The sequence below is a fragment of the Pseudomonas matsuisoli genome (genome assembly GCF_014647635.1).
Taxonomy (GTDB): domain Bacteria; phylum Pseudomonadota; class Gammaproteobacteria; order Pseudomonadales; family Pseudomonadaceae; genus Pseudomonas_P; species Pseudomonas_P matsuisoli.
Window position 1 is genome coordinate 487,941 of record NZ_BMPO01000004.1, and the last position, 12,952, is coordinate 500,892.

Annotated in this window: 13 protein-coding genes; 5 read left to right on the plus strand and 8 right to left on the minus strand. The window is 62.0% G+C overall.

Annotation, left to right across the window (positions count from 1 at the left end; genetic code table 11):
* Positions 1-50: 50 nt before the first annotated feature.
* Genes IEY47_RS11485 through IEY47_RS20595 form a run of 5 tightly spaced genes read right to left on the minus strand, consistent with a single transcriptional unit; the run spans position 51 to position 4,843 of the window.
* Complete coding sequence (locus IEY47_RS11485; protein WP_188983366.1) at positions 51-524, minus strand: response regulator; 474 nt, start codon at positions 522-524, stop codon at positions 51-53.
* Complete coding sequence (locus IEY47_RS11490; protein ID WP_188983367.1) at positions 521-2,845, minus strand: ATP-binding protein; 2,325 nt, start codon at positions 2,843-2,845, stop codon at positions 521-523. The genes IEY47_RS11485 and IEY47_RS11490 overlap by 4 nt, the downstream gene beginning before the upstream one ends.
* Positions 2,842-3,519: a response regulator gene (locus IEY47_RS11495; protein WP_188983368.1), complete on the minus strand. Its 678-nt coding sequence runs from the start codon at positions 3,517-3,519 to the stop codon at positions 2,842-2,844. Before IEY47_RS11495 ends, IEY47_RS11490 begins: the two co-directional genes overlap by 4 nt.
* Complete coding sequence (locus tag IEY47_RS11500) at positions 3,516-4,685, minus strand: sensor histidine kinase (RefSeq protein WP_188983369.1); 1,170 nt, start codon at positions 4,683-4,685, stop codon at positions 3,516-3,518. Before IEY47_RS11500 ends, IEY47_RS11495 begins: the two co-directional genes overlap by 4 nt.
* A 32-nt stretch (positions 4,686-4,717) precedes the next feature.
* Positions 4,718-4,843, minus strand: coding sequence for a hypothetical protein (locus tag IEY47_RS20595; protein ID WP_268240457.1), 126 nt, complete (start codon positions 4,841-4,843; stop codon positions 4,718-4,720).
* A 4-nt stretch (positions 4,844-4,847) separates the two neighbouring features.
* Here IEY47_RS20595 and IEY47_RS11505 point away from each other — a divergent pair, with 4 nt between their 5' ends.
* Positions 4,848-5,375: an SgcJ/EcaC family oxidoreductase gene (locus IEY47_RS11505; protein ID WP_188983370.1), complete on the plus strand. Its 528-nt coding sequence runs from the start codon at positions 4,848-4,850 to the stop codon at positions 5,373-5,375.
* Here the strand turns inward: IEY47_RS11505 and IEY47_RS11510 are convergent.
* Positions 5,369-6,502, minus strand: a complete 1,134-nt coding sequence (locus IEY47_RS11510; protein ID WP_373293571.1) for an MFS transporter — start codon at positions 6,500-6,502, stop codon at positions 5,369-5,371. The genes IEY47_RS11505 and IEY47_RS11510 overlap by 7 nt on opposite strands.
* Before the next feature lie 83 nt (positions 6,503-6,585).
* The gene (locus IEY47_RS11515; protein WP_188983371.1) at positions 6,586-7,242 is read right to left on the minus strand and encodes a histidinol-phosphatase; all 657 of its coding nucleotides are present in this window, start codon (positions 7,240-7,242) and stop codon (positions 6,586-6,588) included.
* A gap of 359 nt (positions 7,243-7,601) precedes the next feature.
* On the opposite strand from IEY47_RS11515, the gene IEY47_RS11520 reads away from it, so the two are divergent.
* Together IEY47_RS11520 and ptsP are read left to right on the plus strand one after the other, a co-directional pair.
* Positions 7,602-8,081, plus strand: coding sequence for an RNA pyrophosphohydrolase (locus IEY47_RS11520; RefSeq protein WP_188983372.1), 480 nt, complete (start codon positions 7,602-7,604; stop codon positions 8,079-8,081).
* 9 nt (positions 8,082-8,090) lie between these two features.
* Positions 8,091-10,370, plus strand: coding sequence for a phosphoenolpyruvate--protein phosphotransferase (ptsP, locus tag IEY47_RS11525; RefSeq protein ID WP_188983373.1), 2,280 nt, complete (start codon positions 8,091-8,093; stop codon positions 10,368-10,370).
* Between the two features lie 22 nt (positions 10,371-10,392).
* On the opposite strand, the gene IEY47_RS11530 is transcribed toward ptsP, so the two are convergent.
* Positions 10,393-11,139, minus strand: coding sequence for an NRDE family protein (locus tag IEY47_RS11530; protein ID WP_188983418.1), 747 nt, complete (start codon positions 11,137-11,139; stop codon positions 10,393-10,395).
* A gap of 139 nt (positions 11,140-11,278) precedes the next feature.
* Here IEY47_RS11530 and IEY47_RS11535 point away from each other — a divergent pair, with 139 nt between their 5' ends.
* Together IEY47_RS11535 and lgt are read left to right on the plus strand one after the other, a co-directional pair.
* Positions 11,279-12,061 carry a sulfite exporter TauE/SafE family protein gene (locus IEY47_RS11535; protein WP_188983374.1) on the plus strand — a complete coding sequence of 261 codons (783 nt, stop codon included), beginning with the start codon at positions 11,279-11,281 and terminating at the stop codon, positions 12,059-12,061.
* A 9-nt stretch (positions 12,062-12,070) separates the two neighbouring features.
* Positions 12,071-12,886, plus strand: coding sequence for a prolipoprotein diacylglyceryl transferase (gene lgt / locus IEY47_RS11540; RefSeq protein ID WP_188983375.1), 816 nt, complete (start codon positions 12,071-12,073; stop codon positions 12,884-12,886).
* The last annotated feature ends 66 nt before the right edge of the window (positions 12,887-12,952 follow it).

A 12,952-nucleotide genomic window follows, 5' to 3' on the forward strand; every position in this document is an offset into this window, starting at 1 on the left:
GCCGCCCGGGTGATAACCCAGGAACGCTTTAACGATCCGCTGACATTTCCTCAGCGCTTTGCCCCACGTTGTGCCGCAAGCGAGCTGAGCACCGTCTCCAGCGCCTCGGGCGACAACATCCCGCGCAGCGCTTTGTACAGGGCGCGTGTCTCCAGCAGGTTCCAGACCCTCAGCATCGTTTCCAGCGCATCCAGCGGCTTGCTGATGAAGTCCTTGGCGCCTAGGGAAAGCGCGCGCAGGCGAGTGTCGCGCGTGACGTCGGCGGTGAGCACGAGAATGGGGACGTAGTCGTTGCTTGGAATCCGTCGATTGAACTGCTCGAGCACGGCGAAGCCGTCGAACGCGGGCATGTGCAGGTCAAGTATCACGAGGTCCGGTTCGAAGCTGTTGTAGAGCTCGAGCGCCTTGGTCGGCTGCGTACTGCTAAGTACGTTGCTCAGGCCTTCGCGCGCGAGGAGCTGTTCCATCAATTCGAGGTTGGGACGCTGGTCATCGATGATGAGGATGCGGAAGTCTTCGTTCATGCAGGCTCCGGCAAATGCTGGTCAAGTAGCGCCAGGAAGGTCGGGATGTGGATTGGCTTGGTGAGAACTGCCGTTGCGCCTGCATCCCGTAAGGCGCGCTCACCGCTGGCGCTGGCGTCAGCGGTGATCATCAACACCGGTATTGTGCGGGTTGCGGGGTCTTCCTTCAGGCGTTCGAGCACCTGGACGCCAGCAATATCCGGTAGATGCACGTCGAGCAAGATGGCCTGGGGCAGGTGCTTGCGTGCCAGATCGAGCCCCAGCTGGCCTTGCATGCTGGATAGCAGGGTGATGCTGGCACGGCGCTGCATGAGTGTTTCGATCAGTGCAAGGCTCGCGAGATTGTCCTCGATGCACAGCACCTTGTGGATCGGCCCAGGGGTAGGGGATAGGCGGTCGAGGTTGGGGGAGGGCAGGGACCACGGGCGGGCGTCGAGGGCTGCCGGCTCTACAGGTGTGAAGGGCAGCATGAACACGAAGCGGCTGCCCTCGCCGAGGGTGCTAATCACCTCGAGCCTGCCCTCCATCGCCTGCAAAAGATTGCGGCTGAGCGCAAGGCCGAGCCCGGTGCCTTCGATATGTGGGTCCGCACCAAGACGTTCGAAGGGCTTGAACAGCTGTTCGATGTTTTCCGCTGAAATCCCCTGGCCCGTATCGCTTACCGTGATCGCCATGTCCGGGCCGGCCTGTTCGACCTCCATGCATACGCGTCCATGCGACCGGTTGTATTTCACGGCGTTGGACAGCAGGTTCAGCAACACCTGGATCAATCGCTGCCGGTCCGCACAGACGCCCGTGCCAGCGGCGATGACCGGCAACGGCTCAAGCGTGACATCCGCCTCATTCGCCAGCGGCGAGATGAGCGTCATCGCTTCTTGGAGTACGCCTCGCAGTTCGATGGCCTCGAGCGATAACGGCAGGCGTCCGGCCTCGATGCGCGCGATGTCCAACACTTCGTTGATCAGTGTGAGCAAGTGCTCGCCCGCGCGCAGGATATGCGTGACCTGCGGGCGAGGAGATTCGAGGTCGAGCAGTTGCGCGAAGCCGAGAATCGCATTGAGCGGTGTACGCAGCTCATGACTCATGCGGGACAGGAACTCGCTTTTCGCCTGGCTGGCGTTCTCCGCCTCTTCGCGTGCGGCGCGGAGTTCGATGTCCGCAGCCCGACGCTCGGTGATGTCCCGGGTGATCTTGGAGAAGCCCCGCAGCGTGCCGGTCGCGTCGTATTGGGCGGTAATGACGACGTTGGCCCAGAATCGCGAGCCGTCACGCCGTTGTCGCCAGCCTTCTTCTTCGTAGCGCCCCATGCGGGCGGCCAATTGCAGCGCACGTCGTGGGTGCTCTGGGCATTCTTCGGGAGGGTAGAACAAGGCGAAATTGCGACCGACGATCTCGGCTTCGCGGTAACCCTTGATGCGCTCGGCACCTGCGTTCCAGCTGGTGACCCGGCCTTCGGGGTCGAGGGCGAAGATGCCATAGTCGCGGACGCCTTCGATGATGAGGCGTAGGCGCTCTTCGTTGTCCCGCAGGGCGCGCTCACGCTGGGCCAGCAACTGACTGGCCTCTTCAAGGCTGGTGCCGAGCCGACCAATCTCGTCACGGCCTTGATGGCGAGGGTCGAGCGGTTTCCCCGAGGCCAGCTGGCGCGCGGAGTGCTGCACCTGCTGGACACGGCTGACGATCCCGCGCGAGAGCAGTAATACCGCCACGATGGCTCCGATCAGTCCGCAACAGGCGGCCAGGACGGTCGCGAACAATAGATGCTGCCGGGTTGCCGCAGCCTGCGCTGTTCGTTCCGCCAGCAACGCGTCTTCACGGACACGCATTTCGCCGATCGCCAGACGCAGACTGTCGAGCATTTGCTTGTTCTCGACGAGGACGTCGGTCAGCTCTGCCGCATCCTCGCGCATGTCGCCTTGACTGAGAATTTCCAAACCCGCCAGCTTGCCCGCGATGAGGGGCCGGATGCGATCGAGGTGAGCACGCACTTCGGCGTCCCGAATATTCGCGTCCAGGCGATTCAAGGCCGCTTCGATCCGTGGGATCGCAGCCAGGTAGCTCGGCAGGAAGTCCCGACGCCGGGTCAGCAGGTAGCCACGTACGCTGGCAGCGCCTTCCGCCAGTGAGGTCTGTACCGCCTGGATATCACCCTGAACTTGCAGTACACGCCGGACATCCGCCTCGGCGCGAGCGCTCTGTCGCTCGGTGGTGTAGATCAAGACGAGGGAGAGCAGCAGAATCACCAGCGGCAGGGAGATGACCACCAGCGCTTTCCCACGTAGCGGTAAATCGGCCCAGCGTCCTTGAATCCGACGTTTCATGAGCGTAAGTCCGACCAGTCTCCGTCAGGTTGTGCGACCAGTCCGAGGGCGATCCCGCGCACGGCGGCCTGTGTACGATCCGCTACACCGAGCTTGCCGATCAGTCGCTCGACGTGCGCCTTCACGGTGCCCGCGGCGATGCCGAGCTTTTCCCCGATTTCGCGATTACTGAAACCGCCCGCCACGAGGCCAAGCACCTGGCGCTCGCGTTTGGTCAATGCATCGCTCGGCGTAGCACCGCTGGCGGTACGCTCGGCAATCCGTCGCAGCAGTCGCGCGCTGACGGCGCTGTTGAGCGCCTCCTCACCCGCGGCAACACGGCGTAGTGCCTGGATGACTTCCTCACGCGTGGCATCTTTCAGCAAATAGCCGACGGCGCCCGCCGCGATCGCGGCTTCGAGGTGTTCGGGGCTGTCGTACATGGTGAACATGACGGTCTTGAGCGCAGGCATGCGCTGCTGTAGCAAACGCGCAACGCCCAGCCCATTCATGCCCGGCATGCGGATGTCGATGATGGCGATATCCGGTTGCAGCGTTTCGCACAATGCGAGCGCGGTTTCCCCATCCGGGGCCTGGCCGACGACATCGAACTCGGTGCACCCCGCAAGCATCGCGACAAAGCCCGCGCGTGTGACCTCATGATCATCGGCAAGAATCAACCGAAGGGGCGTCATGTGAAGGCTCCTGTAGCCGGAAGGCTCGCGATCAGCCGGGTTCCGGCACCCGCTCGGCTGGTGCAGGCGACTTCACCGCCGAGCAAGCTTGCACGTTCCTGCATGGCGACCAACCCAAGATGGTGTCCTCCGTCGGCGTGCAGAACCGGCTGGCAATCGAATCCGACGCCGTCGTCTTCCAATGCAAGGACGGCAGACGAAGGGCCAACATCCAGGCTGATGAGTACACGTGAGCAATGGGCGTGCTTGAGGATGTTGTTGATGGCTTCCTGGGCGATTCGGAACAAGGCGATTTCTCCGGGCGGGAAGAGTCGATCGTCACTGCGAATCTGCCAGCGAACGTCGATGCCGACATCACGCAGGCGATCAGCTTCCCGGTCGATGGCCTGGCCGAGGCCGAAATCATCGAGCAACTGTGGTCGCAGGCCACCCATCGCGTCACGGGTTTCACGTACGCAGCGGCGAGCCAAGTCGAGGATAGCGCCGAAATCCGCGACATCTTCTTCGGTCTGCCGAGAGTGGCGTGCGGCATATCCCTGCAAGCGTTGGTGAAGCCCGGCAAGCGTCTGCGCAAGTCCGTCGTGCAGGTCGTAGGCGACACGCCTGCGTTCCTCTTCCTGGGCCGTCAGTAACCGGTGCACCAGCTCCGACATGGCCCTCTCCCGGGTGCGCAGGGCACCATGAAGACGATCATTTTCCAGTTGCGTTGCCAGAAGCGCCGCCAGCAAGCGGAGCGACTCGAGGTCTTCGGCATCGGGTGGATTGATCGGCTGGCTACTGGCGAGCATCAGGGCGCCGAGGGGCGTACCGTTGGCGCTCATCAGCGGGAGCTGCAACAGCAGTGGTACGCCGATCTCGGTGCGCGCGTCGCAGCGCACCTCGCGTGTTTCCTGATCGGTGGATTCCAGCCACTGGCGCGGGGCGAGGGCGCCTTTTGTCGTGACGATCCGCCAAGGCGCGTCGAAGCCAAGCAGCACTGCGCCCAGGTCCATCGCGCAAAACGCCGCCGCCCGCTGCAGAACACGTTCGCATTTGGCGTCTGGCGGCAGGGCGGCAAGCTCCCGCCCGGTATCGGTGAGCAGGCTAAGACGTGCAGCGCGGCTTTCCCATTGTCGGTATTGGTTACGCAGGGCGCGCGCATTATCGGGCGTCGAGGGCGTAGGCATCGTTCACTTCGGTATGCAGAGGTTTAACCTCATTAAAGCGGGTTGTAACCGTGGCGCCCTATCTGCCGATCGGCATAGTCCGGTATCGCCAGGTGGCCGATGGCGGCATTCTCGAGCGTTGGCAAAGTGACGTCGTCTCCACTTGCCTTGAAGGTCATCCCTATGAAAAAGCACTCCATCGCGCTCGGTCTGTTGTTCGCCCTCGCCATGCCGCTGGCCTCGGCTGCCGAGCCTGTGACGCCCTTCGCCTACACGTCGGTCGTCACGGCACCCACGGATGCCGCTGACAAGGAAATTGCCGGTCTGTTCGATCGCTGGAACCAGGCGCTGATAACGGGCGACGCGGCGAAGGTTACTGCGCTTTACAGTTCGAATGCCGTGTTGCAGCCGACGGTTTCCAACCGGGTACGCGCGACTTCCGCTGACATACAGGACTACTTCGATCACTTCTTGGCACTGAAACCGTCTGGCGAGATCAACTATCGCGAGATTCGCCATCTGGGCCCGGACACCGCCTTGGACAGCGGCGTTTACTCCTTCCATGTCACCGATGCCGCAGGCAAATCCAGTACCGTGCAGGCGCGTTACACCTTCCTCTATTCGAAGGTCGATGGTCAGTGGCGAATCCTGAATCACCATTCCTCTGCGATGCCTGAAATCCTACCGGCCCAAGTCGCCAGCCGTCAGTAGGTTAACCGGCCGTGCGGCTTCAGCCAGAAGCCGCCCATGGCCAGTAAGAGCATGCCGCTGGCGGCGTAGAGCAGCGTGAAGCCGCCCGTCACGTTCAGCATGAGGTAGGCGAGGATCGGACCACTTGCGGCCCCGAGGTCTTGGGCGATCGAGTAGCGTGTCATGAAACCGATCGCGCCGACCCGCCGGGCGGTGTCCGCAGCGCTGGCATCGGCGATCGTCGTCAGGGCCGTCGAGGCGAGCAGCAATACCAGCGTGCAAACAAGCCACGCCGCGAGCGGCAGTCCGACGGCCATTGGGACGAAGCCCACCGCGCCAATCGACAGGGCGCCTAGCAGGTAAGGGCGCCGCCCGCGTGGGCCGTCGGACCAATGCCCGAAACGACTTCCCAGCCACGGCTCCCAACTCCAGCGCAACGCTTGCAAGGCACCCGATAGTGCTGTCGCGCCGATCACGAAGCCGAACAGATCCAGCGAGGTGCCGAATTGGTCTTCAATGAGCGCGCTGAAGGTAGAGGCGAATACGCCTTGAATCAGCATTGCGATGCCCAGGCCGGTAAGGATGACTGGCCACTCCCGGTTTGGTGTGTCTTGTAGCCGTGCTTCTTGGGTTGCTTCTGAGGGCGGTTCATCGTGACTGGGCGGTAACGTGAAACCGAGCAGGATCAATGGAACGCCCAGTAGCGACAGCACGCCAAATGTCCAAGCCAGCGCGGGCAGGCCCCAGACGGCAACGAACACACCGCCGAGTAGCATGCCGGCCAGGCTGCCAAGGCGGTAGAGACCGTTGTAGAGCCCCATGATCCGGCCGCGTTCGTTCTCCGCTGCGCAGCGCACCACTGCCGCGAGGCCGCCAATGCGAAACAGCGACCACGCCATGCCCCACAGCGCACGGAGCACTAGCCAGACGACGAAAGTATCGGCGAAACCGTAGCCGATGGTGCTAATGGCTCCCAGTAAAATCGCGGCGAGCAGACCCGTGCGCAGGCTGATGCGGCGGTAGAGGTAGCCAATCAGAGGGTTGATGGGCAAGCGCACGAAGCGATTGACAGCAAGCAGCGCACCGACCTGCCAGAGCGACTCGAGTCCAGCTTCTTGCCAGTACACCGGCAGCGCGATGTAGAGCATCGAATCGCCCAGTAGGCTGAGCGCGGTCGCCAGGGCCACCACGATGACGGCCCGGTTGCGTTTGTTGTTCCGTGCTGCCTGCGTCAGGCTCTCAGGCTGAGAATTGGCCAACCGCGTTTCTCCGCTTCCGCGCGCAGGGTGTCGTCAGGATCGACTGCGACTGGGTGGTCGACCTTTTCCAGCAGCGGCAGGTCGTTGCGCGAATCGCTATAGAAGTAGCTGCCCGCCAGGCTTGTCCCCGTCTCGCTCAACCAGCGCTCCAGGCGCGTGACCTTACCCTCCTTGAAGCAGGGCACGTCGGTCGTACGGCCGGTATACCTGCCGTCGGCCGTTTCGCATTCGGTTGCCAAAAGCGTATCGATGCCCAGCCGCTTAGCGATCGGGCCGGTCACGAACCGGTTCGTCGCGGTAATGATCACCAACTGATCGCCCGCATCGCGGTGTTCAGCAATCAAGGCTTCGCCCTTGGCAAGAATGATCGGCTCGATGCATTCCCGCATGAATTGCAGATGCCACTCATCCAGCTGCGCCTGCGGATGCCGGCCCAGAATTTCGAGGCTGAAATTAAGGTAGGCCTGTATATCCAGCCGGCCTGCCAGATAGTCCTCGTAGAACTGATCGTTGCGCGCTTTGTAAGCGTCACCATCGAGAATGCCCCGCTCACACAGCCAGTCGCCCCAGGCATGGTCGCTGTCGCCGCCGAGGAGGGTATTGTCAAGATCGAAAAGAGCCAGGGCCACGTGTGAGCGCTCCATGAATGCGGTAGGTGGAACGGCGCGGCAGCGCCGTAAATCCGCTAGCCTAGCGACTTTTATCGAAGCTGCCCATGGTCCCGGCGAGCGGGTTTGCCGGTTTCGCGACCTTTATGGAACAATGCCGAGGCATGCGTTTGTTAGGGTCTGGTGACGGTTTGTCGCGAGCCGCGTTGCCGAGAGGGACGGTCCTCGGGGATGTCGAATGGAGGGGATGACCAAATGGCCAGCCAGGCTGTCTGGATCACGCCTTGTTCTGTCTCGTCAGCCAAGGTCGTTTCCCGCGTAACCTACAGGCCCTAGCGCGGCCACGAACGAAACATCAACAGATCTTTAGGGGGAGCGCCGTGATTGATCCTGATGGTTTTCGTCCCAACGTCGGCATCATCCTTGCCAACGATGCTGGACAGGTGATGTGGGCGCGGCGTATCAATCAGGACGCCTGGCAGTTTCCGCAAGGCGGCATCCATGATCGCGAATCCCCCGAAGAGGCGCTGTATCGCGAATTGAATGAAGAAGTAGGTTTGGAGGAGCGGGATGTCCGCATCCTCGCCTGCACGCGCGGATGGCTTCGTTATCGCCTTCCGCAGCGACTGGTCAGGACGCACAGCCAACCGCTGTGCATCGGCCAAAAACAAAAGTGGTTTCTGCTCAAGCTGACGGGTGACGAGCAACGCGTCCGGATGGATCTGACCGGCAAGCCCGAATTCGATGGCTGGCGTTGGGTCAGTTATTGGTACCCGCTGGGGCAGGTGGTGACATTCAAGCGCGAGGTTTATCGCCGCGCACTCAAGGAACTGGCCCCGCGCCTCCCTGTTGGGAACTGAGACCCGAGCATGCTGAGCACGCTTCGCAAGATCGTCCAGGAAGTCAACTCCGCCAAGGATCTCAAGACGGCGTTGACCATCATTGTGCAGCGCGTGAAGGAGGCGATGGGCAGCCAGGTCTGCTCCGTCTACCTGCTCGATCCCGAAACCGATCGCTTCGTGCTCATGGCTACCGATGGCCTTAACAAGCGCTCCATCGGCCGCGTCAGCATGGCACCCAACGAAGGCCTCGTCGGCCTTGTCGGTAGCCGTGAAGAACCGCTGAACCTCGAAGACGCCGCCAGCCATGCGCGTTATCGGTATTTCGCCGAGACGGGCGAGGAACGTTACGCATCGTTCCTGGGAGCTCCGATCATCCACCACCGTCGGGTGATGGGTGTTCTGGTCGTCCAGCAGAAAGAGCGCCGTCAATTCGACGAAGGCGAGGAAGCCTTCCTCGTCACCATGAGTGCGCAGCTTGCAGGCGTCATTGCTCACGCCGAAGCCACGGGGAGCATCCGCGGGCTTGGTCGTCAGGGCAAGGGCATCGCCGAGGCCCGTTTCGTCGGTGTACCGGGTGCGCCAGGTGCCGCGGTCGGCAAGGCGGTCGTCGTGCTGCCGCCCGCCGATCTCGAAGTGGTTCCGGACCGCGCAGTCGCGGACATCGAAGCGGAGCTCGCACTCTTTCAGCGGGCGCTCGAAGGCGTGCGCGGTGACATGCGCTCGCTGTCGTCGCGGCTGGAAAATCAACTACGCCCCGAAGAGCGCGCGCTGTTCGACGTTTATCTGATGATGCTGGAGGATGCCTCGCTGGCAGGCGAGGTGACCACGATCATCAAAAGCGGCCAATGGGCGCAGGGCGCGTTGCGGCAGGTGGTCACCGATCACGTGCGGCGTTTCGAATTGATGGACGATGCCTATCTGCGTGAACGCGCGTCGGACATTCGCGATATCGGTCGTCGCCTGCTGGCCTATCTACAGCAGGCCCACCAGACCACCCTGACGTATCCCGACAACACCATTCTGGTCAGTGAAGAGCTGTCACCGACCATGCTCGGCGAGGTGCCTGAAGGCAAGTTGGTCGGCCTGGTATCGGTATTGGGTTCGGGTAACTCGCACGTCGCCATCCTCGCGCGGGCCATGGGCATCCCTACGGTCATGGGCGCGGTGGACCTGCCGTATTCCAAGATCGATGGCATCGACCTGATCATCGATGGTTACCACGGCGAGGTATTCACCAACCCCAGCGAGCTGTTGCGCCGCCAGTACGCCGATGTGGTGGAAGAAGAGCGCCAACTTACCCGTGGACTCGATGCGCTGCGGGCGTTGCCGTGTGTCACGCTCGATGGCCATCGGATGCCCCTGTGGGTCAACACTGGCCTTTTGGCAGATGTCACCCGCGCGCAAGAGCGGGGCGCCGAAGGGGTGGGGCTGTATCGCACCGAAGTCCCCTTCATGACCAAGGAGCGCTTCCCGAGCGAAAAAGAGCAGCTGGCGATCTACCGTGAGCAGCTCGCTGCCTTCCATCCCCTGCCGGTCACGATGCGAACGCTCGATGTGGGCGGCGACAAGGCACTGTCGTACTTCCCCATCAAGGAGGAAAACCCTTTCCTTGGCTGGCGCGGCATCCGTGTAACCCTCGATCACCCGGAAATTTTCCTGGTGCAGGTGCGGGCGATGCTCAAGGCGAGCGAGGGCTATGACAATCTCCGTATCTTGCTGCCGATGATTTCGGGAACGCATGAACTGGAAGAGGCATTGCATCTGATCCATCGTGCCTGGGGCGAAGTGCGCGATGAGGGCGTTGATATACCCATGCCGCCGGTGGGCATGATGGTGGAAATTCCTGCCGCGGTGTATCAGATCCGCGATCTGGCCGCCCAGGTCGATTTCGTCTCCGTTGGCTCGAACGACCTCACCCAGTATCTCTTGGCCGTCGACCGCAACAACCCTCGTGTCGCCGACCTTTACGACTTCCTTCATCCCGCCGTGCTTCAGGCCCTGCGTATCGTGGTGGATGGCTCACACGCCGAAGGCAAGCCGGTGAGCATCTGCGGCGAAATGGCGGGCGATCCTGCTGCGGCGGTGCTGCTGATGGCGATGGGCTTCGATAGCCTTTCAATGAACGCCACCAACTTGCCCAAAGTGAAGTGGCTGCTGCGTCAGGTCAGCCTGGCCAAAGCGAAGGAACTGCTGGAGCAGTTGATGCGGATCGATAATCCTCAGGTGATTCACAGCGCGTTGAACCTGGCGCTGCGTAATCTCGGCTTGAGCCGCGTCATCAACCCGGCCGCGACGATCCAGGCCTAGGGTTTTTACAGGAGGCCAGGCCTCAACCGACCCACTCGACCACGTGGGTGACGTTGCCTTCCGGGTCGAAGGCCCGTTCTTCGACGTGGCGTTGACCCAGGTGGTCCATGAGCAGCACGGTGCTGGCGCGCGTGCCGTATCGCGGACTGACGATGAAGGTGCTGCTCAGCAAGCGCTCGGTCTCCAGCGGGACACCCGTCATGGGCAGTGCTTCGTCCGTTGGGCAAGAACGATCCTGCAACAGTGCGAACAACGCGCTCCACTCATGCCCGTCAATGGCCTCTTGAAAGGCGGCCTTGCTGCGTTCCAGCTTTGGCCAAGGCGTGTCTAGATCGTCATTGGAAACGCCATATAGGCCCGGCTCCAGCCGGTGAAGCGATCGACGGGCCGAGTTCAGGTGCCAGAGTTCGTGGTCATCCCCCACCAGCAGGTTGAAACCGGTGTAGTCCTCCGGGCGGTTCATGATGTCTTTGAGATAAGTCTCGGGTCGGCTCGATCCGGTCAGATAGGCCGCCACCAGCTCACCACGGGAGCGCTGTCCTGGCGTTTGTGACGGGTCGCGTATGTTGGTCAGTGCCGCGAAGCGCTGGTTTGCCCCGACACCCATCCAGCTCCCGCCCGCTTCGAGGTCGCGGCCGGCGTGAACCGTTGGAAGATCCTGCCAGGCGGCAAATGGCAGCGCGGGACGGGCATGAAATTCGTCACGATTGGCTGCCATGATAAGGGGCCATTCGGGGTCGAGTTGCCAGGCGAAGACGATGAGGCACATAACAGGAGGCGTATGGCGGTAGATGCCCGCGATCATGGCATATCTCGTACGCCAGTCGTAAACGAGCTCGCCTCCGGGCCGTTGAAGGTGCTGCCGCGGGCGGTTTTCGCTAGAATCCGGCTTTTTGGCGAGCGCGTTCATGACGTTTTTGATCTACCTCGTGCTTGGCGCTTGCGCCGGTGTACTGGCCGGCCTTTTTGGCGTGGGTGGCGGCCTGATCATCGTTCCGGTGCTGGTGTACGCGTTCACCGCACAAGGTGTTTCCCCCGATGTGCTGACGCAGCTTGCAGTGGGCACCTCGCTTGCCACCATCGTCTTCACGTCGATCAATGCCATTCGTGAGCATCATCGGCGGGGTGCGGTCCGCTGGCATCTGGTGCTCTGGATGACCGTGGGCATCGTCGTCGGGTCTGCGTTAGGCGCGATTACGGCCGCCAAGATTCAGGGTGCGGTACTGCAAAAGATCATTGGTGTGTTCGCCATCTGCGTCTGTATTCAGATGCTTCTCGATATCAAACCCAAAGCGGAGCGCGGTGAACCTGGAAAGGGTGGCCTTACAGGCGCGGGTGTTTTCATCGGCTGGGCTTCGGCGATATTCGGGATCGGCGGAGGTTCGCTGACGGTGCCCTTTCTCACCTGGCGCAGCGTATCAATGCAGCAAGCGGTGGCGACGTCGTCGGCTTGTGGCTTGCCCATCGCCATATCGGGGGCCCTGTCCTTCATGTTCGTAGGGTGGGGTAATGCGCAACTCCCCGAGTACAGTGCCGGCTTCGTCTACTTGCCGGCGTTGGCGGGCATAGCCCTTACCAGCATGTTTTTCGCGCGTTTCGGCGCCCGCCTTGCCCATCGGCTTTCTGCACGTCTGCTCAAGCGCCTGTTCGCGCTGCTTTTGTTCTGCATTGGAATCAACTTTCTGCTTTGAGGTTTCGAAATGCTGCCTTATCCACAGATAGACCCGGTGGCCCTCGCCATCGGCCCGCTCAAGATCCACTGGTACGGCCTGATGTACCTGATCGGCATCGGCGGCGCCTGGTGGCTCGCCTCGAAACGCCTGCCGCAGTTCGCGCCGGAGTGGTCGAAGGAAAAGCTCTCCGATCTCGTCTTCTGGGTCGCGCTCGGCGTCATCGCCGGCGGGCGACTGGGCTACGTGCTGTTCTATGATTTGCCCGCTTACATCGGTAATCCCGCACTGATTTTCGAGATATGGAAGGGTGGAATGTCCTTCCATGGCGGGATGATCGGCGTACTTCTGACCACCTGGTGGTTCGCCCGTCGTAATGGCAAAAGCTTCTTCGAACTGATGGATTTCATCGCGCCGCTGGTGCCGATCGGTCTGGGCGCTGGGCGCATCGGTAACTTCATCAACGCCGAGCTTTGGGGTAAGCCGACCGACCTGCCCTGGGCGATGATCTTCCCGCCGTTCAGTGATCCGCAGCAGCTGCCGCGCCATCCGTCCCAGCTGTACCAGTTCGCGCTGGAAGGCGTCGCGCTGTTTTTGATCCTCTGGTTCTATTCACGTAAGCCACGACCGACGATGGCGGTAACCGGCCTGTTTGCGGTGTGCTACGGCATATTCCGCTTCGCAGTCGAATTCGTCCGCGTACCTGACGCCCAGTTGGGCTACCTTGCGTTTGGCTGGCTGACCATGGGGCAGGTCCTTTGCGTGCCGATGATTCTGCTAGGCGTGGCGATGATGGTTTACGCCTACAAGCGCGGCGTGTATTTGCACACGGCGAATCCTTCCTGACCGGCTGGCACCGCGAGTTGAGCGACTTGCGGTGCCGCCCTAACATGCCCGCAGACCTTAGCCGAG